Source organism: Thioclava sp. F36-6, assembly GCF_002020305.1.
Classification (GTDB): Bacteria; Pseudomonadota; Alphaproteobacteria; order Rhodobacterales; family Rhodobacteraceae; genus Thioclava; species Thioclava sediminum.
The window spans coordinates 321,795-344,102 of sequence record NZ_MPZX01000002.1; the positions used below are offsets into that span (position 1 = coordinate 321,795).

At 65.3% G+C, this 22,308-nt stretch carries 24 protein-coding genes and 1 riboswitch; of the genes, 13 read left to right on the top strand and 11 right to left on the bottom strand.

Translation table 11 applies throughout. From position 1 onward, the window contains the following. Window positions 1-84: 84 nt before the first annotated feature. From BMI88_RS08605 to BMI88_RS08620, 4 genes are all read left to right on the top strand, one after another. Window positions 85-1,611, top strand: a complete 1,527-nt coding sequence (locus tag BMI88_RS08605; protein WP_078547819.1) for an FAD-dependent oxidoreductase — start codon at window positions 85-87, stop codon at window positions 1,609-1,611. 150 nt (window positions 1,612-1,761) lie between these two features. After that, window positions 1,762-2,805: a tRNA epoxyqueuosine(34) reductase QueG gene (gene queG, locus BMI88_RS08610; RefSeq protein WP_078547821.1), complete on the top strand. Its 1,044-nt coding sequence runs from the start codon at window positions 1,762-1,764 to the stop codon at window positions 2,803-2,805. Between the two features lie 43 nt (window positions 2,806-2,848). Further along, the gene (locus tag BMI88_RS08615) at window positions 2,849-3,790 is read left to right on the top strand and encodes a DMT family transporter (RefSeq protein ID WP_078549724.1); all 942 of its coding nucleotides are present in this window, start codon (window positions 2,849-2,851) and stop codon (window positions 3,788-3,790) included. A 104-nt stretch (window positions 3,791-3,894) separates the two neighbouring features. Continuing rightward, on the top strand, window positions 3,895-4,080 hold the full coding sequence (locus tag BMI88_RS08620; protein WP_078520166.1) for a hypothetical protein: 186 nt from the start codon (window positions 3,895-3,897) through the stop codon (window positions 4,078-4,080). Between the two features lie 85 nt (window positions 4,081-4,165). On the opposite strand, the gene BMI88_RS08625 is transcribed toward BMI88_RS08620, so the two are convergent. Beyond that, a complete protein-coding gene (locus BMI88_RS08625; protein ID WP_078547823.1) occupies window positions 4,166-5,035 on the bottom strand; it encodes a branched-chain amino acid aminotransferase in 870 nt (289 codons plus the stop codon). Between the two features lie 152 nt (window positions 5,036-5,187). On the opposite strand from BMI88_RS08625, the gene BMI88_RS08630 reads away from it, so the two are divergent. The 7 genes from BMI88_RS08630 to BMI88_RS08660 all read left to right on the top strand — a co-directional run bounded on the left by BMI88_RS08630 (window position 5,188) and on the right by BMI88_RS08660 (window position 10,794). After that, entirely contained in the window at window positions 5,188-5,685 is a 498-nt protein-coding gene (locus BMI88_RS08630) for a MarR family transcriptional regulator (protein ID WP_075775697.1), read from the top strand. Next, the gene (locus tag BMI88_RS08635; RefSeq protein ID WP_078542808.1) at window positions 5,685-6,398 is read left to right on the top strand and encodes a response regulator transcription factor; all 714 of its coding nucleotides are present in this window, start codon (window positions 5,685-5,687) and stop codon (window positions 6,396-6,398) included. The genes BMI88_RS08630 and BMI88_RS08635 overlap by 1 nt, the downstream gene beginning before the upstream one ends. Before the next feature lie 377 nt (window positions 6,399-6,775). Further along, complete coding sequence (gene petA / locus BMI88_RS08640; RefSeq protein ID WP_078520169.1) at window positions 6,776-7,336, top strand: ubiquinol-cytochrome c reductase iron-sulfur subunit; 561 nt, start codon at window positions 6,776-6,778, stop codon at window positions 7,334-7,336. Window positions 7,337-7,348: 12 nt separating this feature from the next. Beyond that, window positions 7,349-8,665, top strand: coding sequence for a cytochrome b (gene petB, locus BMI88_RS08645; protein ID WP_078542807.1), 1,317 nt, complete (start codon window positions 7,349-7,351; stop codon window positions 8,663-8,665). Between the two features lie 89 nt (window positions 8,666-8,754). Beyond that, window positions 8,755-9,492: a cytochrome c1 gene (locus tag BMI88_RS08650; protein ID WP_269780201.1), complete on the top strand. Its 738-nt coding sequence runs from the start codon at window positions 8,755-8,757 to the stop codon at window positions 9,490-9,492. A 77-nt stretch (window positions 9,493-9,569) separates the two neighbouring features. Continuing rightward, window positions 9,570-9,917, top strand: a complete 348-nt coding sequence (locus BMI88_RS08655) for an antibiotic biosynthesis monooxygenase (protein WP_078547825.1) — start codon at window positions 9,570-9,572, stop codon at window positions 9,915-9,917. Between the two features lie 91 nt (window positions 9,918-10,008). Beyond that, window positions 10,009-10,794, top strand: a complete 786-nt coding sequence (locus BMI88_RS08660; protein WP_078547827.1) for an NYN domain-containing protein — start codon at window positions 10,009-10,011, stop codon at window positions 10,792-10,794. Here BMI88_RS08660 and BMI88_RS08665 read toward each other — a convergent pair whose 3' ends face one another. The 5 genes from BMI88_RS08665 to BMI88_RS08685 form a co-directional block, all read right to left on the bottom strand. Beyond that, window positions 10,795-11,415 carry a TetR/AcrR family transcriptional regulator gene (locus tag BMI88_RS08665; RefSeq protein WP_078547829.1) on the bottom strand — a complete coding sequence of 207 codons (621 nt, stop codon included), beginning with the start codon at window positions 11,413-11,415 and terminating at the stop codon, window positions 10,795-10,797. Between the two features lie 225 nt (window positions 11,416-11,640). Then, window positions 11,641-12,741 carry a chorismate synthase gene (gene aroC / locus BMI88_RS08670; protein ID WP_078547831.1) on the bottom strand — a complete coding sequence of 367 codons (1,101 nt, stop codon included), beginning with the start codon at window positions 12,739-12,741 and terminating at the stop codon, window positions 11,641-11,643. Between the two features lie 119 nt (window positions 12,742-12,860). Continuing rightward, the gene (locus BMI88_RS08675) at window positions 12,861-13,208 is read right to left on the bottom strand and encodes a DUF2794 domain-containing protein (RefSeq protein ID WP_078547833.1); all 348 of its coding nucleotides are present in this window, start codon (window positions 13,206-13,208) and stop codon (window positions 12,861-12,863) included. Between the two features lie 286 nt (window positions 13,209-13,494). Next, window positions 13,495-13,713 (bottom strand): I78 family peptidase inhibitor, encoded by a 219-nt coding sequence (locus BMI88_RS08680; protein WP_078549726.1) that lies wholly within the window; start codon window positions 13,711-13,713, stop codon window positions 13,495-13,497. Window positions 13,714-13,802: 89 nt separating this feature from the next. Next, window positions 13,803-14,171 carry an I78 family peptidase inhibitor gene (locus BMI88_RS08685; protein WP_078547835.1) on the bottom strand — a complete coding sequence of 123 codons (369 nt, stop codon included), beginning with the start codon at window positions 14,169-14,171 and terminating at the stop codon, window positions 13,803-13,805. Between the two features lie 73 nt (window positions 14,172-14,244). Between BMI88_RS08685 and BMI88_RS08690 the strand changes: the two genes are divergently transcribed. Next, window positions 14,245-15,375: an S-(hydroxymethyl)glutathione dehydrogenase/class III alcohol dehydrogenase gene (locus BMI88_RS08690; RefSeq protein WP_078547837.1), complete on the top strand. Its 1,131-nt coding sequence runs from the start codon at window positions 14,245-14,247 to the stop codon at window positions 15,373-15,375. 133 nt (window positions 15,376-15,508) lie between these two features. Here BMI88_RS08690 and BMI88_RS08695 read toward each other — a convergent pair whose 3' ends face one another. From BMI88_RS08695 to thiB, 3 genes are read right to left on the bottom strand one after another with little or no spacing between them, the layout of a single operon-like run. Then, window positions 15,509-16,204 (bottom strand): ATP-binding cassette domain-containing protein, encoded by a 696-nt coding sequence (locus BMI88_RS08695; RefSeq protein WP_078547839.1) that lies wholly within the window; start codon window positions 16,202-16,204, stop codon window positions 15,509-15,511. Further along, complete coding sequence (locus tag BMI88_RS08700) at window positions 16,188-17,750, bottom strand: thiamine/thiamine pyrophosphate ABC transporter permease ThiP (RefSeq protein WP_078547841.1); 1,563 nt, start codon at window positions 17,748-17,750, stop codon at window positions 16,188-16,190. The genes BMI88_RS08695 and BMI88_RS08700 overlap by 17 nt, the downstream gene beginning before the upstream one ends. Beyond that, window positions 17,726-18,718 (bottom strand): thiamine ABC transporter substrate binding subunit, encoded by a 993-nt coding sequence (thiB, locus tag BMI88_RS08705; protein ID WP_078547843.1) that lies wholly within the window; start codon window positions 18,716-18,718, stop codon window positions 17,726-17,728. The genes BMI88_RS08700 and thiB overlap by 25 nt, the downstream gene beginning before the upstream one ends. Window positions 18,719-18,754: 36 nt before the next feature. Beyond that, window positions 18,755-18,859: riboswitch (TPP riboswitch) on the bottom strand. A gap of 174 nt (window positions 18,860-19,033) precedes the next feature. Between thiB and BMI88_RS08710 the strand changes: the two genes are divergently transcribed. After that, entirely contained in the window at window positions 19,034-20,638 is a 1,605-nt protein-coding gene (locus tag BMI88_RS08710) for a DUF4139 domain-containing protein (protein ID WP_078547845.1), read from the top strand. A gap of 29 nt (window positions 20,639-20,667) precedes the next feature. Here BMI88_RS08710 and BMI88_RS08715 read toward each other — a convergent pair whose 3' ends face one another. Together BMI88_RS08715 and BMI88_RS08720 are read right to left on the bottom strand one after the other, a co-directional pair. After that, window positions 20,668-21,360 carry a hypothetical protein gene (locus BMI88_RS08715; RefSeq protein WP_078547847.1) on the bottom strand — a complete coding sequence of 231 codons (693 nt, stop codon included), beginning with the start codon at window positions 21,358-21,360 and terminating at the stop codon, window positions 20,668-20,670. A gap of 138 nt (window positions 21,361-21,498) precedes the next feature. Beyond that, on the bottom strand, window positions 21,499-22,149 hold the full coding sequence (locus BMI88_RS08720; RefSeq protein WP_078547849.1) for a carbonic anhydrase: 651 nt from the start codon (window positions 22,147-22,149) through the stop codon (window positions 21,499-21,501). Window positions 22,150-22,308 lie beyond the last annotated feature (159 nt).

Consider the following 22,308-nt stretch of genomic DNA (forward strand, 5'->3'; position numbering starts at 1 on the left):
TTGATTTAATCACTCGCTTCGCTACCTCAGGGACAGGCCCAAGCCGATCCAGAGCTTGGCCCGGACGGCAAAGCGAGGACTGCCATGCCCCACCCTGTGCTGATCGTGGGGGCCGGCCCGACCGGTCTCACCGCCGCTTACGAACTGGCCCGCCAGGGCGTGCCCGTCCGTCTGATCGAGAAATCCGCAAGCCCCGCCACCACCTCGCGCGCGATCGCGGTTCAGGCCCGCACGCTGGAGATGCTGGCGCAGCGCGGTCTGGCGGACACCCTTGTGGCGCGCGGCGTGCAGACCCGGATCGCACAGTTCTATGGTGAGGGCGCCCCGCTCTTCCGGCTCGACTTCGCCCATCTCGAGAGCCGCTTCCCCTATATCCTCTTCGTCTCACAGGTCGAAACCGAGACCGTGCTGCGCGAGGCCTGCGCGGCCCTTGGCGTCGAGACGGAGTGGAACACCGAACTCGTCGCGATCGCCCGCGAGGGCCATGATGCGCAGGCGGGCCCCATAGCGGTGCTGCGCGGCCCCGGCGGCACGCTCGAAGAGCTGCGCCCCGATTGGGTGATCGCCAGCGGCGGGGCGCATAGCCTGATCCGCCGCACGCTCAATCTGCCCTTCGAGGGAAAATCCGTGGGTCAGGGTTTCGTACTCGGCGACCAGATGGTCAGCGGCGCGATGGCCCCCGAGGAACTGCATATCTTTTCCTCCGGCGAGGGCTTTCTGGGCATGTTCCCCTTAGGTGGCAGACGTTTCCGTCTGATCGCCTCGGATGTTGCGGACAGCGAACAGCCCGACCTTGAAACGCTGCAGCAGGTCTTCGACGCCCGCGCCCATCTGCCTGCGACGCTGCATGACCTGACGTGGTCTTCGCGCTTCGCGATCAACAGCCGGATGGTCGGGACGCTGCGCGTGGGGCGCTTCCTGCTGGGCGGCGATGCGGCGCATATCCACTCGCCCGCGGGCGGTCAGGGGATGAATACGGGCATGCAGGACATGATGAACCTTGGCTGGAAGCTCGCGCGGGTGATCGAAGGCACGGCGCCCGAAAACCTGCTCGACAGCTACGAGGCCGAGCGCCTGCCGGTGATCCGTGACCTGCTGCACGGGACCGAGGCGCTGACCGCCAATATGGCTTCGACCTCGTCGGTGCGCCGGATGCTGATCGACCATATCAGCCCCTATCTCGGCAGCCGCGACCTCGTGCAGGAGAAAGTCGCGGCCCGGATGGGCCAGATCGCGATCGGTTATGGGGGCGGACCGCTTACCAACGGCCCGCATGCGCGCGGCACCATCGCACCGGGCGCACGCCTTCCCGACCCGCCGTTGGAGGTGGCCCGCGATAGGGCATGGCATTCGGCCCACGCGCAGGAATTGGTCGACCCGTCGGAATTCGTCCTGCTCTGCACAGGGGATGGCCCCGCCCCGGAAAGCCCTTTTGCCAAAAGCCTGAAACTGCGCCCTGCGCCCGATCACGCGGAGGAATTCACGCAAGTCTTCGGCCGCGACGGCGCGGCGGTGCTGGTGCGGCCCGACGGATATGTCGCGCTGAGCGCGCCGCTTGCCGACGCAGCCCGCGCGGTGGCGGCTTACGCGGAGGCGCATTTCGCCACCTGACGCGCGCGGCCCCGCCCCTTGTCTTGCCCGCCCGGCTTCGAAAGGATACGGCGACGGTGCGATCGGGCCGCATTCGTCACGCGCCGAGGGGGCTCTGCCCCCGCCGGCCTGCGGCGCGGCCCCCCGGGATATTTGGACCAAGGCGAAGCCATGAGTGCGGAGTTGAAAGCGCGGTTGATCGAGACGGCCCTTGCCGAGGGTTTCTCGAAGGCGCGCATCACCACGCCTGACGCGATCCCGCAGGCCGCCGAGCGGCTGGCCGCCTTCGTGGGCGCGGGCATGCATGGCCAGATGGGCTGGATGGAGGAGCGCATGGGCTGGCGCGGCGATCCCACAGCGCTGTGGTCCGAGGCGCGCTCGGTCGTGATGCTGGCCGAGACCTACACGCCCGAATACGACCCGCTGGACCTGCTGAAAGCGCGCGATCACGGGGTGATCTCGGCCTATGCGCAGGGCAAGGACTACCATGATCTGGTGAAGAAGCGGCTCAAACGCGTCGGACGCTGGTTGCTCGATCAGGCGCCCGAAGGTGAGGAGATCAAGGTCTTCGTCGACACCGCCCCGGTGATGGAAAAGCCCTTGGGCGAGGCCTCGGGTCTGGGCTGGCAGGGCAAGCACACGAACCTTCTGGCGCGCGATCTGGGCAGCTGGTTCTTCCTCGGCGCGATCTTCACCACGGTGGAGCTGCCGCCCGACGCGCCGGAGATCAGCCATTGCGGGTCGTGCACGGCCTGCCTCGACATCTGCCCGACCGAGGCCTTTCCCGCGCCCTATCGCCTCGATGCGCGGCGCTGCATTTCTTATCTCACGATCGAGCATAAGGGGCCGATCGACGAGGAGCTGCGCGCCAAGATGGGCAACCGAATCTATGGCTGCGACGATTGTCTGGCCGTCTGCCCGTGGAACAAGTTCGCCGCAGAGGCGCAGGAGGCGCGCTATCACGGCGGCGTCGGCGCGCCGCCTCTGGCGGAATTGGCCGCACTCGACGATGCCGGATTCCGGGCGCGGTTCTCGGGCTCGCCGATCAAGCGGATCGGCCGCGACCGCTTCCTGCGCAATGTGCTTTATGCGATTGGAAACTCTGGCGATCCGGGTTTGGCCGAGGCCGCGCGCCCGCATCTGAACGATCCCGATCCAGTGGTGGCCGAGGCTGCGCGATGGGCGCTCGACCGGCTTGCGCAGGTATCGCGATGAAAGCGATTGCCGCGCCCCGCTCACGGCCTATCTGATCGCGGTCATGACACCGGTTACCACCCAGACCCCTCGCCCGCTCCTTGGAATCGCGCTGAAGCTCGGCACCGTCACCGGTTTCGTCATCATGCAGGCGCTGATCAAATCGGTCTCCGACCGGGTGCCGCCGGGCGAGGCGGTGTTCTTCCGGTCTTTCTTCGGCATCGTGCCGATCCTGCTCTGGTTGCTGTGGCGCGGTGAATTGCAGGGCGGGTTGCGGGTGGAAAAACCGATCAACCACGTCATGCGCGGCGTCGTGGGAACCACCGCGATGGCGCTGAGTTTCGCAGCGCTCGCCTTCCTGCCGCTGCCCGAGGCGACCGCTCTGGGCTATGCGGCGCCCCTTCTGACGGTCGTCTTCGCGGCGCTCCTGCTGGGCGAGACGGTGCGGGTGTTCCGGTTCTCCGCCGTGGGGCTCGGGATGGTCGGCGTTCTGATCGTGCTCTGGCCGAAGCTTGGCGGTAGCGGGCCGGAAGGCGGCGCGGAGGCACTTGGCGCGGGGTTGGCACTCGCGGGGGCTACCTGCGCCGCGCTCGCGCAAATTCAGATCCGCCGCATGGTCGGATCGGAGCGCACCTCCGCCATCGTCTTCTGGTTCTCTTGCACCGCCACTGTGCTTTCACTCCTGTCTCTGCCCTTCGGCTGGGTCGTGCCGACAGTGTGGGAGGCGACGCTGTTGATCCTCGCCGGGCTCATCGGCGGCACTGGCCAGATCATGATCACCTCAGCCTATCGCTTCGCCGACGCCTCGCTGATAGCACCTTTCGACTATGCCTCGATGCTCATGGCGCTCCTGATCGGTTATTTCGTCTTTGCCGAAGTTCCGACCCATGCGACGCTCGCGGGTGCGGCGCTGATCATCGTCGCGGGCATCGCGATCATTTTGCGCGAACACCAGCTGGGACTGGAGCGCAAACGCGCACGCAAGGCCGGTCCCCCCCAAGGCTGAGCGCCGATCCGCCTGCGACAATAAACCTGCCTGCCCCTGCGTCACGACTCGGTCGAATCGTGCTATAGTCCCGCTATCAGAGGCGATGACGAGAGGAGGAAGATATGTCCCGTCACATCATCGACCGCGCCGAACTCAAGGCAGAGGGGCCGCGCGTGAAGCGGTTTCTCGAATTGCAACGGCGCGAAGGCATCCACCCGGTGATCAAGGAGCTCAGCAAACGCGGGCGGCCCGACCACGGCGCGCGGATGAAACAGTTCCTGCGGATCGAGCGGGCTGAAGCCACCTGACGACCTGATCGGCTCTCAATAGCTGTGAAAACGCGAAAGGGCGTGCCGGGGGCACGCCCTTCTGTTTTCTCGACCGATGCGCGGATCAGGCGCGCACGAGTTTCTCGTAGGTCTCGGCGATGTCGCGGGTCAGCGCGCCGACCTCGAAGTTGAAGTCGCGGATCTGGCTGACCGGCGTCACCTCGGCTGCGGTGCCGGTGAGCCAGCACTGTTCGAACTCGGCCAGTTCGGTCGGCTCGATCAGGCGCTCGTGGACGGTGATGCCCTTTTCTTTCAGCAGGCCGATCACGGTCTGACGGGTGATCCCGTTGAGGAACACGTCGGCCTTGGGCGTGTGAACCTCACCATCCTTCACGAAGAAGATGTTCGCACCGGTCGCCTCGGCCACGTAGCCGCGCCAATCCATGAACAGCGCGTCCGAATAGCCGCGATCTTCGGCGGCGTGCTTGGACATGGTGCAGATCATGTAGAGACCGGCGGCCTTCGCCTCGGCGGGAATGGTGCGCGGATCGGGACGACGCCATTTCGCGATGTCGAGCTTGGCGCCCTGCATCTTCGCATCGCCGTAGTAGTTGCCCCATTCCCAGCCAGCGACGGCCAGACGCACGGGGTTCTTGCGCGCCGAGACGCCCATATCCTCGCCCGCGCCGCGCCATGCCACCGCACGCACATAGGCATCGGTCCAGCCATTGGCCTTGAGCATGTCGTATTTGGCCTTTTCGATCTCCTCGACCGAATAGGGGATTTCCATGTCGAGCAGTTGCGCCGATTTGCGCAGGCGGGCGGAATGCTCTTCGCCTTTGAAAATCTTGCCGTTGTAACAACGCTCGCCTTCGAAGACGGAGGACGCGTAATGCAGCGCGTGAGTCAGGATGTGGACATTGGCGTCGCGCCACTCCACAAGCTGTCCATCCATCCAGATCTTGCCGTCACGATCGTCATACGAGCCCGACATCTTACTCTCCTTGCAGTCACGCCATTTTACGAATATTGCGCAACTTGCGTCCGAAGTGGACACTTTGTTGCGTCAAAACTGCTCTGCGGTAGCAGTTGAGTCTTGGATAGTCAACAAGGCTGACATAAAGTCACGCAAAAGAGAGGGACGATATGGCAGATAGCGGAAGCCCCGGGGGCGAGACACTTCTTTTTCTGACGGACGAACAATTGCGCAAAGGCATCGAGGCGATGTTCTTCGCCTATCGCGCCTTTACCGCCGATCCTGACCGTCTGCTCGAAGAATACGGCTACGGGCGCGCGCATCACCGCGCGCTGCATTTCATCAACCGCCAGCCGGGGCTGACCGTGACGACGCTGCTCGCCGTTCTGGGCGTGACCAAGCAATCGCTCAACCGGGTGCTGCGCACGCTGATCGAAGACGGGCTGGTGGAAAGCCGCGTCGGCACCCGCGACAAGCGCGAGCGGCGGTTGCATCTGACGGCCGAGGGCGAGACGCTGGAACGCGCGCTGTCCGAGGCGCAGCGGGGCCGGATGCGCTCTGCCTATCGCGCGGCGGGACCGCAAGCGGTGGCAGGCTTCCGGCAGGTGCTGGAGGCGATGATGGGCCCCGACTTACACAAGCTCTATCAAATGATGAAAGACGACTGATGCCCTACTCGGCCGACCCTCATCTCCTCATCGTCGACGATGACGAGCGCATCCGGACGCTGCTGAAGAGCTTTCTGCAGCGCAACGGTTTTCTCGTCACTGCCGCGCGCGACGCGGCCCATGCGCGGTCGCTGCTGTCGGGGCTGGAATTCAGCCTGATCGTGATGGATGTGATGATGCCGGGCGAGGACGGGCTGTCGCTGACCCGCGATCTGCGCGCCAGATCGATCGCCACGCCGATCCTGCTGCTGACGGCGCGCGGCGAAACACGCGAGCGGATCGAGGGGCTGGAAGCGGGCGCCGACGACTATCTCGCGAAACCGTTCGAGCCGAAGGAACTGCTGCTGCGGATCAACGCGATCCTGCGCCGGGTGCCGCAGGAGACCGAGAGCGGTCCGAAATACCTCTCGCTGGGGCCCCTGAAATACGATCAGGAGCGGGGCGAGCTGTGGGATGGCGATGCGCTGGTGAAGCTGACCGCTACCGAGGTGCAGCTGATGCGCATCTTCGCGACTCATGCGGGCGACGTGGTCAGCCGCACGGAACTGATCGAGGAGCTGGGCCGCGAGCGCGGCAGTGGCGAGGAAGGCGGCGGCGATCGGGCGGTCGACGTTCAGATCACGCGCCTGCGCCGAAAGATCGAGCGCGACCCCCGCGAGCCGCGCTATCTGCAGACGGTGCGCGGTCTGGGTTACCTGCTCGCGCCCGACTGAATGGAAGGACGGCGGATACTACATGTTGAGGGGCCAGCATACGGGGTGCGATAGGCGCCGCGTGGGGCCCGATCATCTTCAAAAATGCGAATTTGTTATATGTTTTTAAGGCCACGAATCGCTTTTCCCCAATAGGGAGCAGTATTTGTGCGTCGAGCTTCTCGCGCGGCCCCCTTCGCCGATGCGCATGGCCATTGACCTTGGGTGATCTGTTGCAAGAGCGACATTTAACTGCCCCTCAACACAAATTCAGGCGAATGTGTTCTGGACTGACAAATTCGTGATTGGTATGAGAGCGGCCATGTTTGGCGGCACCTCGCGACGTGCCCCGGCACGTCACTATCGGCCCCCTCGCGGGCCCGGGAAGGAGAGACAACGTGTCCCACGCAGATAATAACGCAGGCACCCGGAGGGATTTCCTCTACTACGCCACCGCCGGCACCGGCGCGGTGGTGACCGGCGCAGCCGTCTGGCCGCTGGTGAACCAGATGAATGCCTCGGCCGACGTCAAGGCGCTCTCGTCGATCTATGTCGACATCTCGGGCGTCGAGACCGGCACGCAGCTCACGGTGAAATGGCGCGGCAAGCCGGTCTTCATCCGCCGCCGCACCGAGGAAGAGATCGAACTGGGGCGTGAAGTGCCGCTCTCCGATCTGGTCGACACCTCCGCCGAGAACGCGAACAAGCCGGGCGCCGAAGCGACCGACGAGAACCGCACCCTCGACGAGGCGGGCGAATGGCTGGTGATGATCGGCGTGTGCACCCACTTGGGCTGCGTGCCGATCGGCAACGGCTCCGGGGACTACCACGGCTGGTTCTGCCCCTGCCACGGGTCGCATTACGACACCGCCGGCCGGATCCGCAAAGGCCCCGCACCGCGCAATCTCGATATTCCGGTGGCCCAGTTCACCGATGAAACCACCATCAAGCTGGGCTGAGGAGGCATTTAAATGTCGGGCATTCCCCACGACCATTACGAGCCCAAGACGGGCTTCGAGAAATGGACGCATAAGCGTCTTCCGATCATCGGGCTGATCTATGACACGATCATGATCCCCACCCCCAAGAACCTGAACTGGTGGTGGATCTGGGGCATCGTGCTGGCCTTCTGCCTCGTGCTGCAGATCGTCACCGGCATCGTTCTGGTGATGCATTACACCCCGCATGTCGATCTGGCCTTCGCCTCGGTCGAGCACATCATGCGCGACGTGAATGGCGGCTACATGCTGCGCTACATTCACGCGAACGGCGCCTCGCTGTTCTTCCTCGCCGTCTATATCCACATCTTCCGCGGCCTCTATTACGGCTCCTACAAGGCGCCCCGCGAGATCACCTGGATCATCGGCATGATCATCTACCTGTGCATGATGGGCACGGCGTTCATGGGCTACGTTCTGCCCTGGGGTCAGATGTCCTTCTGGGGTGCGACCGTGATCACCGGCCTGTTCGGCGCGATCCCGGGCATCGGCGAGTCGATCCAGGCCTGGCTGCTGGGCGGCCCGGCGGTGGACAACGCGACGCTGAACCGCTTCTTCTCGCTGCACTACCTGCTGCCCTTCGTGATCGCTGCGCTCGTCGTCGTCCACATCTGGGCCTTCCACACCACGGGCAACAACAACCCGACGGGCGTTCCGGTCCGCACCGGCTCGAAAGCGGAAGCCGAGAAGGACACCCTGCCCTTCTGGCCCTATTTCGTGATCAAGGACCTCTTCGCGCTCGCCGTGATCCTGCTGGTCTTCGCTGCGGTCGTGGGCTTCATGCCGAACTATCTCGGCCACCCCGACAACTACATCGAGGCGAACCCGCTGGCGACGCCTGCACACATCGTGCCCGAATGGTACTTCTTGCCGTTCTACGCGATCCTGCGTGCCTTCACCTCGGACGTCTGGGCCGTGATGTTCGTCAACTGGATCACCTTCGGCATCGTCGACGCGAAGTTCTTCGGCGTGCTCGCGATGTTCGGCGCGATCCTCGTGATGGCGCTGGCCCCGTGGCTCGACACCTCGAAAGTGCGCTCGGGCGCCTACCGCCCGATGTTCAAATGGTGGTTCTGGCTGCTGGCGATCGACTTCATGGTGCTGATGTGGGTGGGCGCGATGCCGACCGACGGGATCTATCCTTACATCTCGCTGATCGGCGCGACCTACTGGTTCGTCTATTTCCTCGTGATCCTGCCGCTGCTGGGTCTGATCGAGAAGCCGCAGCCGCTGCCGGCGACGATCGAGGAAGACTTCAACCACCACTACGACATCAAATCGGCTGAATGAGTAAGGAAGAGGGACACCAAATGAAACATCTTCTGATCTCTGCCCTGTCGGCGCTGGTGATCGGGGCAAGCGCCCTGGCCTCCCCGGCGATGGCGGCCGAAAGCGGCGAAAGCCATGTCGAGGATATCGACTTCTCCTTCGAGGGCCCCTTCGGGACCTTCGACCAACAGCAGCTGCGTCGCGGCTTCCAGGTCTACCGGGAGGTCTGCTCGGCCTGCCACGGCCTGCGCTATGTCGCCTTCCGCACGCTCGCTGATCAGGGCGGCCCGATGATGGACCCGGCCTGGGTGCGCGCCTATGCTGCCGAGTTCACCGTGATGGACAAGGAAACCGGCGAAGAGCGCCCCGGCAAGGAGACCGACCACTTCCCGTTCATCTCCGGCATGGGCATGGGTCCGGATCTGTCGCTGATGGCGAAAGCGCGTGCAGGCTTCCACGGCCCCTACGGCCTCGGCATCAACCAGTTCTTCCGCGGCATCGGTGGCCCCGAGTATATCTACTCGGTCCTGACCGGTTACACCGGCGAAGAGAAGGAAGAGGCAGGCTCGTATTTCTACGGCAACCACACCTTCCCGGGTGGTTGGATCGCCATGCCTCCGCCGCTCTCGGAAGACCTCATCGAATATGAGGACGGCACGCCCGCCACCGTCGAACAGATGGCTCAGGACGTTGCTGCCTACCTGATGTGGACGGCCGAGCCGAAGCTGGAATCGCGCAAGCGCTGGGGCTTCGTCGCGGTGCTGATGCTGGCGGTGCTGAGCACGCTCCTGTACCTGACCAACAAGAAGCTCTGGGCGCCGCATAAGGGCAAGAAGTTCGACCTGTAAGCCCGGGCTCGACCTGCTAGACTGATGAACGCCCCCTCGCCCGCGAGGGGGCGTTTTCCGTTCTCTGGAGATGCCCGATGTCCACCCCGCCCCCCGGATTCGCGCCCCTGCCCGACCCGCCCTATTACGCGGTGATCTTCGCCTCTCTGCCCGGGGCGAGCGATCAGGGCTATGGCGCGATGGCCGAACAGATGGCCGCGCTCGCCGCAGAGCAGCCCGGATATATCGGGATGGAGAGCGCACGCGATGGAACAGGCTTCGGCCTGACCGTCAGCTACTGGGCCGACGAGGCCGCGCTGATCGCGTGGAAGGCGGTGGCGAAGCACCAACTCGCGCGGCAACTCGGCAAGGATCGCTGGTATCGCCATTACGCGCTGCGCGTCGCCAAGGTCGAACGCCAGTATGACGGGCCGGAGGGCCGCTGAAATTCTCCCTCCGCTGACGCCGCGCAATGCGCCCGCGCTCTTGGATGTCGCGGGCAAGCGGGCTATCTGGGAAGGGACAACAGGAGTAACAATGCCCGACATTTCCGAGCTGCCCCATATCAGCCCCGCCTCCCGCGCCCCGCGCCTGTGCGTGCTGATTGACGCCGATAACGTCCCCGCCGGATATGCCGAAGCGATCTTCGAAGAGATCGCCTCGCTGGGCGAAGCCTCGGTGCGCCGCATCTACGGCGACTGGTCGGCGCAGCGCCTCGCGGGCTGGGCCAAACGCGTGGCCGAACTGGGCCTCGTCGCGGATCAGCAATTCGCCAACACCAAAGGCAAGAACGCCTCCGATATCGGCCTCGTCATCGCGGCGATGGACTTCCTGCATTCGGACCTGTTCGACGGCTTCGTACTGGTCTCCTCGGACAGCGATTTCACCCGCCTCGCCGCCCGCATCCGCGAGCAAGGGCTGGACGTCTATGGCATCGGCGAACAGAAGACGCCCGAGGCCTTCCGCAAGGCCTGCAAACGCTTCATCTATGTCGAGAACCTCGGCAATGGCGATAGCACCGCCGACACCACCGCCAAGCCGACTTCGGACAAGACCAGCAGCACCAGCGCCCCGAAATCCTCGGGCGGCAAGCAGGAACCCAAAGCCGCGATCCCGATCATCGTCAACGCGATGAAAGCGATCGGTCTGGAAGAGGAATGGTATTCGCTGGGCCAGCTCGGCCAGTTCATCACGCAGGCCAACCCGGATTTCGACACCCGCACCTATGGCAGCGCGAAGCTCTCGGACCTGCTGATCAAGACGGGACGCTTCCAGTTGCAGCGCGGCGAGGGCAATCAGTGGATGGTGCGCGATCTGGCCTGATCAGGCCTTCGCCCCGTAGCGTGCGAGGAACATCGCGACCGCGCCCCGGATCACGCGCTCTTTCTGCTCGCCGGTGAAGCTGTCGCAAATCCCGAACAGGAGCTTCGGGTGCAGTTCCGACTTGCACAGCTCGATGAAGAGGTAGGCGGCAAGGTCGATATCGTCGATCACCAGCTCGCCCCGATCGGCAGCACAGCGCAGATAGTCCATCAGCAGCTCATGCACCAGCTCCGGCCCGGCCGCGTAAAAGGCGCGGCCCAGTTCGGGAAATCGTTCGGATTCGGCGACGCAGAGCCGGTAGAGCCCCTGGTTCAGCTTGCAGCTCATCGAGTCGACGATCTGCGCGGCTGCAAGCGACAGCACCACCTCGGGGGCTGCGCCGAAATCGATCGTGGCGACCGCGCTGTCGGTCTGCTCTTTCAGTTGCGAGCGCACGACCTCGACGAACATCAGCCGCTTGTCGGGGAAATAGCTGTAAAGCGTGGCTTTCGACACGCCCGCTTCCTTGGCGATGTCGTCGACCGAGGCCCCGTCGAACCCGTCACGCAGAAAGATCGTCCGCGCCCCTTCGAGCACCTGATCGAACTTGCGCCCGCGATTGATCTGATCTGCCTGTGACATCTGCCCTCCGGTCCCGGGAAACCGACCCGGGCCCGCAGAATAAACCGGGCGGTTCACATCCCGCAAGGTCGCACACGTGACGTCATGGCGCTCTGCACCGGCGCCCGGCAGACCGCTGCCTGTCGTCGGCTTGGCGAAAATGTCCCGGGGGGCTCCGAAGGAGCGGGGGCAGCGCCCCCTCTCTCCTCGCAAATGCCGCCCTCCAGCGACGGGGACAGCGCCCCCTCAGCCGATCGTGCCGCGGACACCGCCGGTCTGCGCCCGATCCATCAGGAACTGATCAAGGATCACACAGGCCATCATCGCCTCGGCCACCGGCACCGCGCGGATGCCGACACAGGGGTCATGACGGCCCTTGGTGATCACCTCAACCTCTTCGCCCGCGACATTGACCGAGCGGCGCGGCGTCAGGATCGACGAGGTCGGCTTCACCGCAAACCGCACCGTGATCGGCTGGCCCGTGGTGATCCCGCCAAGGATGCCGCCTGCGTGGTTCGACAGATATTCGACGCCGTCGGGCCCCATCACCATCTCGTCGGCATTGTCGACGCCGGTCAGGGCTGCCGAGGCCATACCTTCGCCGATCTCGACGCCTTTCACAGCGTTGATCGACATCATCGCGGCGGCCAGCTCGGCATCCATCTTGGCGTAGATCGGCGCGCCCAGACCTGCCGGGCAGCCCTCGGCCACCACCTCAATCGCGGCGCCCACCGAGTTCTGGCCCTTGCGGATCGCGGCGAGGTAATCGGCCCATTCATCCGCTGCCTCGGCATCGGGCAGGAAGAACGGGTTTTGCAGGATCGCGTCCCGGTCGAACTTCGCGCGGTCCAGATGTTTCGCGCCCATCTGCACCATGTAGCCATAGATCTGCAGATCGGGGATCAATTGGCGCAGCGCGGCCTGCGCGACACCCCCTGCGGCCACACGCGCCGCCGTCTCGCGCGCGCTGGAACGCCCGCCGCCGCGATAATCGCGGACACCGTATTTCTGGTGATAGGTGATATCGGCATGACCGGGGCGGAACTGCCGCGCGATCTCGCCGTAATCCTTCGAGCGCTGATCGGTATTCTCGATCATCAGCTGGATCGTCGTGCCGGTCGTCTTGCCCTCGAACACACCCGACAGGATGCGCACCCCATCGGGCTCCTTGCGCTGGGTCGTCTCTTTCGACTGGCCCGGACGGCGACGGTCGAGGAATTGCTGGATGAACGCCTCGTCGATCTCAATGCCGGGCGGGCAGCCATCCACCGTCGCGCCAAGCGCGGGCCCGTGGCTTTCGCCCCAGGTGGTGACGCGGAACTGATGACCGAAAGTGTTGAACGACATGGGACGCGCGCCTCGCAGGTTTCCTTCGGCGCTGGCTTAGCAAGTCAGGGGCTGCGAGGCAACGCGCATGGCATTGGGCGCGGCAGCTTAGAAAGACCTTGGTTGCGCGCGGGACGCGCTCACTCCACCGCGCGGATCAGCTTGCGCTCGAGCACGCGCAGCACCTGACGCAGATCGTGGCCGCGCCGCAGCACCTGCCCCTGCTGCCCGATCACCGCATATTGCCCCTGTTTCGAGCGCAGCGCGGGCCGTTTCTCGATCCGGTAGATCGGCACTTCGGCGGCGCGGCGAAAGATCGAGAAAACCGCGACATCGCGCAGGAAACTCATCCCGTAATCGCGCCACTCCCCAGCCGCGACCGCGCGCCCGTAAAGCGACAGGATCACGCCAAGCTCGGAGCGATCGAACGCGATCTGCTCCGGCACGCCGGAAGGGTTCGGATGGGGGGAAGGCGTTTGAACCGTCATTTACAAAGGGTACATCGCGCGTGGCGCAAATCAAGCCCACCCGCGCTAAGGTTGCATGCGCCTTTGCCGCGCCGGAATAAGACCGCGAAAATGCCTGATTTCCTGCGCCTTCCTGCCGGGTTTCCACGCCACCTTCAAATCAGCGGAAAACGCTAAAAGCCCGACGGTGCGGTAAACAGCCCCCACCCAGTTCGCATCGTCGGGCGCTTTTCCCTCCTGCAGAAAAGCCTCGTGTCCTGGTCAGACACGGGGCTTTTCCTTTTCCCGATCCGCAGCACTCTCTGCCCTAGTAGCAGCGCACCGCCGCGATCGTGCCGCTCTCGTCGATCTCGAAATTCACCCGATCCGGGGCGTAATCCATCGTCACCGCATCGCCCGGATGAATGATGCGGTGGGGCCGCGCGAGGGTAAGCCCCGCCAGCACCGATTCAGGCCGCCCTTCCAGCGCCGCAAGTCCGGGCGGCGGACAGGCGCCCGCCGCGGGCGGACCCGAACGGGGTGGCATGCGGTGCGGCTGGCAGGCCGCGATCCCGAAGACTGCGACCCCAAATGTGACAATCAGACCGATCCGCGCCCTGCTCCGTTCCATCAGGCTCACCCGCAATCGATGTTGTAGACATTCCCGCGCGAGTCGAGCCGGAACACGACGCGCTGCGGATTGTAGACCTGATCCTCGACGCCGCGCCATTCCACGATGCGATAGGGTTTGGTGATCCCCAGCGTCTGGATCTGCGCCGCCGGTTGACCCAGGACCGAGGTGTAGTTCACCGCGCCGCAAGTGTCGGGCTCACGCTCCTGCAAGCCGCCCTTGGTGAGGGTGACAGGCGGAGTGACATAGGGCGCGGGCGCTTCGGCCTGAGGCGCGGGAGAGGCGCTATCCGTGGGGGTCTCGCTCATCGGACCCGCGGGATCGCAGGCCGCAAGCGCCAGCATCGAACCCATGACGAAAAATCGTTTCAACATGTCGCACCCTTCATTGCATTGGCCGCGCCGATAACGCAGGCTATTGCGGAATTTATACAAGGAGTATGCGCCCATGAGAACCCGTGCCGCAGTCGCGCTCGAGGCGGGAAAACCGCTCGAAATCATGGAAGTGGAGCTGGACGGCCCGAAAGCGGGCGAAGTGCTCGTCGAGATCAAGGCCACCGGCATCTGCCACACCGACGAATTCACCCGCTCGGGCGCTGACCCCGAGGGCATCTTCCCGACCATCCTCGGCCATGAAGGCGCGGGTGTCGTGCTGGAAGTCGGCGAAGGCGTCACCACGCTGAAGCCGGGCGATCACGTGATCCCGCTCTACACCCCGGAATGCCGCGAATGCCCGTCCTGCCTCTCGGGCAAGACGAACCTCTGCACCGCGATCCGCAACACCCAAGGTCAGGGCCTGATGCCCGACGGCACCACGCGCTTCAAGATGCTCGATGGCACGCCGATCTATCACTACATGGGCTGCTCGACCTTCGCGAACCACACGGTGATGCCCGAGATCGCGCTCGCCAAGGTCCGCGACGACGCGCCGTTCGAGAAGATCTGCTATATCGGCTGCGGCGTCACCACCGGCATCGGCGCGGTGATCAACACCGCGGGCGTCGAGATCGGCTCCACTGCAGCGGTCTTCGGCCTCGGCGGCATCGGTCTGAACGTGATTCAGGGCCTGCGCATGGCGGGTGCCGACATGATCATCGGCGTGGACCTGAATGACGGCAAAGAGGAAATGGCGCGCAAGTTCGGCATGACCCATTTCGTGAACCCCTCGAAATCGGACGTTCCGGTGGTGCAGCAGATCGTCAACCTGACCAAGACCGAGCGCGACCAGATCGGCGGCGTGGACTATTCCTTCGACGCCACGGGCAATGTGCAGGTGATGCGCGACGCGCTGGAATGCTCGCATCGTGGCTGGGGCGTGTCGGTCATCATCGGCGTCGCACCCGCGGGAGCCGAGATCGGCACCCGCCCGTTCCAGCTCGTCACGGGCCGGACGTGGAAAGGCACCGCATTCGGCGGCGCCAAGGGTCGGACCGATGTGCCGAAATTCGTCGAGTGGTACATGAACGACAAGATCGAGATCGACTCGATGATCACCCACACGATGCCGCTCGAAGACATCAACAAGGCCTTCGACCTGATGCATGCGGGCGAGTCGATCCGCTCGGTCGTGATCTACTAAACCCAAGGCCGGGGGCGCTGCCCCCGGACCCCCGGGATATTTGGACCAAGGCGAAGATAAGAGAGCGATCTCCCCTTCGCTATTGGTCAAATATCCCCGGGTGAATTCGCGCCAGCGAAGAGGGGCAGCGCCCCTAACTCCCCAGATAGTCCCGCAGCGCAGGCGGCGGATCGTCGAGAAGCGGTCCGGTCTCTTGCGGCGCATGGGCGCGACCCTCGGCCACCAGAACCGTCTGCGGACAAAGCGCACGCGCATCCTCGGGATCGTGACTGACCATCAGCACCGTCGTGCCCTGTTCGCGGGCTATCTCGGCCACCAAAGCCAGCATCTCGGATTTCAGCGCGGGCCCCAGCGCCGCGAAAGGCTCGTCCAGCAGCAGGATCGGGCGGCCGCGAAGCAGCGTCCGCGCGAGCCCCGCCCGGCTGTGCTGCCCGCCCGACAGCGCACCGGGCTTGCGTTTCTCCATCCCTTCGAGCCCGACGCGGGCCAGCGCCGTCTCGATCCGGGCGCGGTCGGTGGCGTCGATCTTGCCTTTCGGGTTCAGGCCGAGCGCGAGATTGGTCTCGAGCCGCAGATGCGGGAAGAGGTTCTGATCCTGAAACAGGATCGAGAGCGGGCGTTCCCCCGGCGGCGTCGCGGTGATGTCCTCGCCCTGCCAGAGGATGCGGCCACTCGCGGGCGACAAGAACCCGGCGATGGCCGCGAGCAGCGTCGACTTGCCCGCCCCGGACGGGCCGATCAGTGCGACGCGCGCACCGACCGGGATCGAAAGATCAGCATCGAGGCGGAAATCGCCCTGTGTGAGGGTCAGTCTATCGAGGGTCAGCATAATGCCCCGCGCGGTCGAGCGCCCAGAAAAGCGCGAAGGTGAGGATCAGGAGCAGGCTCGCAGCGCCCGCTGCCTGATCCATGCGATAAGAGCCCATGAGCTGGAAAAGCGCCAGCGGCAGGGTGCGGGTCTGTCCGTCCGAGAACAGCGTGATGACGCCCAGATCGCCCATCGAGAAGGCCGCGGCCAGCCCCGCCGAGAAGCCCAGCGGCCGGGCAAGACGCGGAACCGTCAGCAGGCGCAGCCGGGCGAAGCCGCGCAGCCCGAGCGAGGCGGCGAGCCGGTCGTAATCAGCCTGAAGCGTGCGGATCTCGGGCATCAGGATGCGGGTCGCAAAAGGCACCGACAGCGCGGCATTGGTCAGCAGCACCATCGGCAGGGCGAGGTCCGTGGGGTTCACGAAAGGCCGCGCGATCAGGAAAGCGCCGGTCCCCATCACGAGGCTCGACGCGGTCATCGGCAACATCGCCGCGATCTCCGCCCAGCGTTGCCGCGTGGCCACCAGCGCGAGCGGCAGGGCGATGGCAAGAGTGATCACGGTCGAGGCCAGCGCGATCACCAGCGAGGTCAGCGTGGCGGGCCAGACCATCTCGGGCAACTCAACCAGTGCAGGCAGCCCACGGGCAAAGACCGCCCCGATGGGGAGCAGCAGGAAGACGGCTGCCAGAAGGATCGCGAGCGTATCGAAGGCCACGCGATCCGCCCCGCCGGACAACTGCGGAATCGGTGTGGCGCGGCGGTCATGCCCCGCGCCGAAGCTCGACGGCAGGGTCGCGCGCGCGGCGATCAGCAGAGCTGCGACCGAGATCGCGACCTGCACCAGCGCAAGGCTCGCCGCGCGTCCCATGTCAAAATCGAAGCGGAAGGCTTGATAGATCGCCAGCTCCACCGTGGTCGCGCGCGGCCCGCCGCCCAAGGTAAGCGCCACTGCAAAGGAGGTCAGGCAAACGAGGAAGATCGCGAGGAACGCGCCGGGCAGAACGCTGCGCAGCATCGGGCGTTCGAGGTGGCGGGTGACCTCGGCCGGGCCGAAGCCCAGCGTGGCCGCAAGGCGGAACCGCTCGGCCGGGATCGCCTCCCAGCCGTGCAGGATCATCCGCGTGGCCAGCGGCAGGTTGAAGAAGACATGGGCGATGATCACGCCCTGCGCCCCATAGATCGAGATCGGATCGATGCCGAAGGGCGCCAGTGCCGCATTGACCAGCCCGCGCCGTCCGAAGACCGCGATCAGCCCGAAGACCGCGACGATCACCGGCAGGATGAAGGGCGCCCCGAGGAGCGAGATCAGCAGCCCCCGCCCCGCAAAGCGGCGCCGGTGCAGCGCGCGGGCCACCGGGATCGCCAGCGCGCAGGAGATCAGCGCCGAGGCCGCAGCCTGCCAGAGCGTGAAGCGGATCGCGGCGAGGTCGGTCTCGCGCAACCCCGTCAGCCCGCCCGCGCGGAGCGTCACCGCAGCCAATGTCCCAAGGACGAGCGCGGCCAAAGCCGCACCCGCCAGCATCGCCCAGAGGGGCGCGCGTTTTATCTGGAGAAGGCGCGTTGCCATTCGTCCAGCGCCGGACCGCGCAGTTTCTCGGCCTCGGTCTCACCCAGATAAAGCGTCTTGTCGGGCATCGGCAGGTTCTGGAACACCTCCGGCAGTTGATCCTTCGGCAGTTTCGCCGGGAAAGACCAGTTCGCCGTCGCGATCATGCCCTGAAAATCGGGGCTGAGCACGTAATCGAGGAATTTCTGCGCCAGCTCTGGATGTTTCGAGGTCTTGAGCTGCGCGACCAGTTCGGGAGTGAAGTAATGCCCCTCGGGGAAGATCGCGGCGACCTTGCTGTCATCCTCCTCGGCCATGATGTGATAGGCGGGCGAGGTGACGTAGCTGAGCACCATATCCGCCTCACCATCGGTGAACATCCCGTAGGCCTCCGACCAGCCCGGCGTCACGGTCAGCACCTTGGGCGCGATCTTCGTCCAGGCCTCTTCGGCCTTGTCGCCGTAGATGTCCTTCACCCACAAGAGCAGCGACAGACCCGCAACCGAACTGCGCGGATCTTCGATGACGATCTTGTAGGCATCGTCGGGCGCATTCAGCAGGTCCTGGAAGCTCGCGGGTGGGTTTTTCAGCTTGGTCTTGTCATAGACGAAGGCCAGCTCCGACCAGTCGAAGGGCAGGAAGACCGGATCGTCCCATTTGACCGGCATGGTCAGATCGGAGGTGTCTTCGTTATGCGGCGCGAACAGGCCGGTGGCGCGCGCCTTCGCGGTCACGTCGGTGTTCAGGCCGATCGCGATATCGGCAGAGGTCTTGTCGCCTTCGAGCAGGATCCGCGGCAGCACATCGCCCGCCACGAATTTCAGATCGCAATCGCAAGTCGCCTCGAACCCCTTCTCGATCGCAGGGCCGGGGCCCCATTCGCTCGTGAAATAATCGGGCGCATAGACGGTGAGTACGGGCTTGTCCTCGGCCGCCGCCATCGTGGCGATCAGGCTCAGGGCTCCCGCAAGCATCAGGTGGGTTTTCATGCCTCACTCCTTGGGCTTGCCGGGCGGAGTGGGGCCGGGAGATCCGGCTACCTTCCCTCCGCCGGTCTTAACCGGTTCAGGTTCAACGGGTTCGCGTGGATCGCATCTCAGCCGGATCGTCCGGCACCCCGAGGTAGGGCGCAACCTAAGCGCGCGCGGCTGCGGACGCAAGGGCAAGCAGGCACAGCGTCCCTGCCCCGCGCCCCGGACGCTCTGGCGAGTTCCCGCCAGTAGCGACCCGCGCCGGATTTCAATGGCTTGCAACTGCGCGCGGCGCGACGCAGGCTCGATCTGGAACGGATTTGGGAGGAACCGATGCGCATTACCCTCACGGCGGCCCTGCTGGCCGCGACCGCCCTGCCCGCCTTGGCCGACACGATCGAGGCACCGGGCAAGATCACGGCCGTGACGCTCTTTCCGCAAGGCGCGCAGGTGGTGCGGCAGGTCAAGCTGGACACCCCCGAGGGCAGCCATGACCTACTGGTGCCGGGCTTTCCCGAGGGCACCGACATCTCGACGCTGCGCGTGTCGGGCGACGGTGTGCAGATCGGCGCGGTGAGCCTGCTCTCCGGGCGCGCGCCTGCGATCAGCGGGCAGGACAGCGCCGCAGTGAAATCTGCGCGCGATCGGTTGGCCTCGGCGCAAGAGGCGCTTGCGGAACAGGAAGACGCGGTGGCCGTGATCCGCGCGAAGGCGCAGGCCGCGCGCGACCAGATCACCTATCTCAAGAACACCGACTCGCAGGTAACCGCGCCTGAACAGCTGCGCGCGCTGGCGCAGATGGTAGAGGATCAGATCCTCTCCGCCACCGAACGCGCGATTGCCGCCGAGGCGGAAGCCCGCCGCGCCGAAGCCGCGCTCGACCCCGCGAAGGAGGCGGTGAAGCAGGCACAGGCTGCGCTCGATGCGCTGCTGAACCCGGCAGAGGATCACGACGTGCTGAGCGCCAAAGTGCAGGGCTCGGGCACGCTGACGATCACTTCTTACGTCCAGAACGCGGGCTGGCAGCCCTCCTACGATCTGCGGCTCGACCGCGACAAGAGCGCGGTGGACATGGAGCGGTTCGTCTCGGTCCATCAGGCCACCGGCGAGGATTGGCGTGGCGTAGATCTGACGCTCTCGACGGCACGTCCCGGCGGGCGGGCGGAGCCCGGCGAGGTCTATCCGCGCCTCGCCCGGATCGGTGATCCCGATGCGCCGCCCACGCCGGTCCCGATGAAGCGTTCCCTCGCCGCGTCCGATGGCGCTGCCTCCGCCCCGATGATGGAGGCCGCGATCAGCGACCGCGCCGATCTGCAGATGCAAGGCGAGACGGTGACCTATCATTACCCGAGCGCGGTGGACCTGCGCGACGGGGTGGACGATCTGCGCCTAAGCCTCGATTCCAAGACCCTGCCGATGGATGTCTTCGCCGAGGCCGCGCCGCTGACCGACCCGCAGGCCTATCGCGTGGCCGAGGGCAAGAACGCGACCGGCGAGATCCTGTTGCCCGGTCCCGCGAACCTCTATGCCGATGGCGCGCTGGTCGGCCAGTCGCATCTGCCGATGGTCGCGGCGGGCGACGATCTGATGCTTGGCTTCGGGCCGATCGAAGGCATCCGCGTGGACCGCCGGATGCCCGACACGATGGAGGGCGACAGCGGCTTCATCTCGAAATCCAATGAGCGCCGCGAGGTGGTCGAGATCGAGGTGAAGAACCTCACCGACAAGGGCTGGCCGATGCGGGTGATCGACCGGGTGCCCTATTCCGAACAGGAAGACCTGAAGATCACGACCAAGGCGACCCCGCCTGCAAGCGAGACCGACTACGACCACCGCCGTGGCGTGCTCGCATGGCGCTTCGATCTGGGCGCGGGCGAGACCAAGACGATCCGCACCGAGACCACGCTCAGCTGGCCCACCGATCAGGTGCTCCGCTAAGGCAAGGCTGCGCGAACAGCCCCGCGCGTTCAGGCTGCGCTTCGCGGGGAGGCTGCAGCCCGCAGTTTCGCGAGCAGCGCTGGCGACAGGCGCAGGAACCCGCGTGCGGGAGGTTCGGCCTTCGCCGCCTCGGGGGGCTGCGCCTCTGCGCCGCCAGTCTTCTCGGTCGCCTCGGGCGTCTTCTCGTCCGGCGCGGCTTGCGGTCCCACTGCCTGCGCGGCCTGCGCTGCCGCATATTCGGCGGCGACCGCCCGTGCCGACGCGCCCTGCCCTGCCGTCGCACCGACGATCTTGGTGCGCCCGCCATCATCGCCCGGAAACGGCGCGCCGAAGCGTAGCACCAACTCCGTCAGGCTCGGCCCGATCTCGTCGAGAAGCATCAGGAAGCGGTTGGTGGGCCATGCATGCAGCCCCAAGGCCCCGCCGCCTGCAAGCCGCAGAACGAAGCCTTCCCCCCGCAGTCGATGTTGCAGATCGAACCAGTCGCGCGCCTGATCCAGCGCCTCCTGCACCGCGTGCATCTCCGGCAGCGGCGCTTTCGCACCGGATGCTTCGAGCACTGCCTCCTCCGCCAATCCGTCCTGCAGCACGCGCCGGATCAGCTCTGCCGGGGGCAGACCGAACGCACGCGCTTCCGCCGCGATGCGGTCGATCAAATCGAGCGGCAGGCGCAGAGAGACAAGGCGATGCCGAGAATGGGAGCGGGATGCAGATTGTGACATGGCGGGTCGAAGCTCGTTCGCATTGGCGGGGTCCCCCCAGCCTCGCGCATCAAGCTTAACAGCCCGTGAACACCAGTCGGATTTCCGCCGCAGCGGAGCCGTCGGCCCCGCGCGGGGGCCAACGGAAAATGCAGAGCCTCAGAACGTCTCGAACCGATCCGTGTCGGCGTCATACTGTTCGAGAACGCCTTCGCCGATGTCGTGGCGCAGCCCGTGCAGCGTCATCCGGTCGGCATCGAGCGCCTCGCGCACGAAGGGGAAGGTCATCAGGTTCTCGAGGCTGACTTTCACAGCCTCACGCTCGAGCGCCAGCACCTGCTGATCCTCGGGCAGCTCGGTCACACGCTCGTAGCCGGGGCGCAGCAGGTTCAGCCAGGTGCCGACGAAGGAGCTTTTCTCCTCCAGCTCCGGCGCATGGCCCGAACACATCGCATGGCAGCCCGCGACACCGCCGCAATTGGAGTGGCCCAGCACGATCAGATGCGCGACCTTCAGGCTGGTCACCGCATATTCGACCGCAGCCGAGGTGCCGTGGTGATCGCCATCGGGCGTGAATTCCGGCACGAGGTTCGCGATGTTGCGGTGGATGAAGAACTCACCCTGATCCGCGCCGAACATTGAGGTCACATGCACGCGGCTATCGCAGCAGGCGATGATCATCGAACGCGGGCGCTGCCCTTCGGAGGCGAGGCGGCGATACCAGGCGCGGTTCTCGTCATAGGCGGTGGCGTGCCATCCTTGATAACGGCTCACAAGGTAGCTGGGCAGCGGTTTCACATGCTCTCTCATCGATCCCTCGTCTGGTGTCTGGCGTCTTATCGCTGCGTCAAATAGCGCGTTGCGCGCCGGGTTTCGAGAAGATTTTCCGTATCGCTCAACGAAATCTTGAGACCTCTCGATCACGTTACCGCCCGGGCGATGGTGAAATCAAAGGGGGTGTCGGGGTGA

What these genes read in the sequence shown, in the direction of transcription:
- BMI88_RS08695 (WP_078547839.1), bottom strand. Translation starts at nt 16,204, where the DNA reads ATGCTGACCCTCGATAGACTGACCCTCACACAGGGCGATTTCCGCCTC.
- BMI88_RS08700 (WP_078547841.1), bottom strand. Translation starts at nt 17,750, where the DNA reads ATGGCAACGCGCCTTCTCCAGATAAAACGCGCGCCCCTCTGGGCGATG.
- BMI88_RS08690 (WP_078547837.1), top strand. Translation starts at nt 14,245, where the DNA reads ATGAGAACCCGTGCCGCAGTCGCGCTCGAGGCGGGAAAACCGCTCGAA.
- BMI88_RS08715 (WP_078547847.1), bottom strand. Translation starts at nt 21,360, where the DNA reads ATGTCACAATCTGCATCCCGCTCCCATTCTCGGCATCGCCTTGTCTCT.
- BMI88_RS08720 (WP_078547849.1), bottom strand. Translation starts at nt 22,149, where the DNA reads ATGAGAGAGCATGTGAAACCGCTGCCCAGCTACCTTGTGAGCCGTTAT.
- queG (WP_078547821.1), top strand. Translation starts at nt 1,762, where the DNA reads ATGAGTGCGGAGTTGAAAGCGCGGTTGATCGAGACGGCCCTTGCCGAG.
- BMI88_RS08635 (WP_078542808.1), top strand. Translation starts at nt 5,685, where the DNA reads ATGCCCTACTCGGCCGACCCTCATCTCCTCATCGTCGACGATGACGAG.
- BMI88_RS08680 (WP_078549726.1), bottom strand. Translation starts at nt 13,713, where the DNA reads ATGCCACCCCGTTCGGGTCCGCCCGCGGCGGGCGCCTGTCCGCCGCCC.
- petB (WP_078542807.1), top strand. Translation starts at nt 7,349, where the DNA reads ATGTCGGGCATTCCCCACGACCATTACGAGCCCAAGACGGGCTTCGAG.
- BMI88_RS08685 (WP_078547835.1), bottom strand. Translation starts at nt 14,171, where the DNA reads ATGTTGAAACGATTTTTCGTCATGGGTTCGATGCTGGCGCTTGCGGCC.
- BMI88_RS08665 (WP_078547829.1), bottom strand. Translation starts at nt 11,415, where the DNA reads ATGTCACAGGCAGATCAGATCAATCGCGGGCGCAAGTTCGATCAGGTG.
- BMI88_RS08615 (WP_078549724.1), top strand. Translation starts at nt 2,849, where the DNA reads ATGACACCGGTTACCACCCAGACCCCTCGCCCGCTCCTTGGAATCGCG.
- BMI88_RS08660 (WP_078547827.1), top strand. Translation starts at nt 10,009, where the DNA reads ATGCCCGACATTTCCGAGCTGCCCCATATCAGCCCCGCCTCCCGCGCC.
- BMI88_RS08655 (WP_078547825.1), top strand. Translation starts at nt 9,570, where the DNA reads ATGTCCACCCCGCCCCCCGGATTCGCGCCCCTGCCCGACCCGCCCTAT.
- BMI88_RS08620 (WP_078520166.1), top strand. Translation starts at nt 3,895, where the DNA reads ATGTCCCGTCACATCATCGACCGCGCCGAACTCAAGGCAGAGGGGCCG.
- BMI88_RS08605 (WP_078547819.1), top strand. Translation starts at nt 85, where the DNA reads ATGCCCCACCCTGTGCTGATCGTGGGGGCCGGCCCGACCGGTCTCACC.
- BMI88_RS08675 (WP_078547833.1), bottom strand. Translation starts at nt 13,208, where the DNA reads ATGACGGTTCAAACGCCTTCCCCCCATCCGAACCCTTCCGGCGTGCCG.
- BMI88_RS08625 (WP_078547823.1), bottom strand. Translation starts at nt 5,035, where the DNA reads ATGTCGGGCTCGTATGACGATCGTGACGGCAAGATCTGGATGGATGGA.
- BMI88_RS08710 (WP_078547845.1), top strand. Translation starts at nt 19,034, where the DNA reads ATGCGCATTACCCTCACGGCGGCCCTGCTGGCCGCGACCGCCCTGCCC.
- aroC (WP_078547831.1), bottom strand. Translation starts at nt 12,741, where the DNA reads ATGTCGTTCAACACTTTCGGTCATCAGTTCCGCGTCACCACCTGGGGC.
- thiB (WP_078547843.1), bottom strand. Translation starts at nt 18,718, where the DNA reads ATGAAAACCCACCTGATGCTTGCGGGAGCCCTGAGCCTGATCGCCACG.
- BMI88_RS08630 (WP_075775697.1), top strand. Translation starts at nt 5,188, where the DNA reads ATGGCAGATAGCGGAAGCCCCGGGGGCGAGACACTTCTTTTTCTGACG.
- BMI88_RS08650 (WP_269780201.1), top strand. Translation starts at nt 8,755, where the DNA reads ATGGCGGCCGAAAGCGGCGAAAGCCATGTCGAGGATATCGACTTCTCC.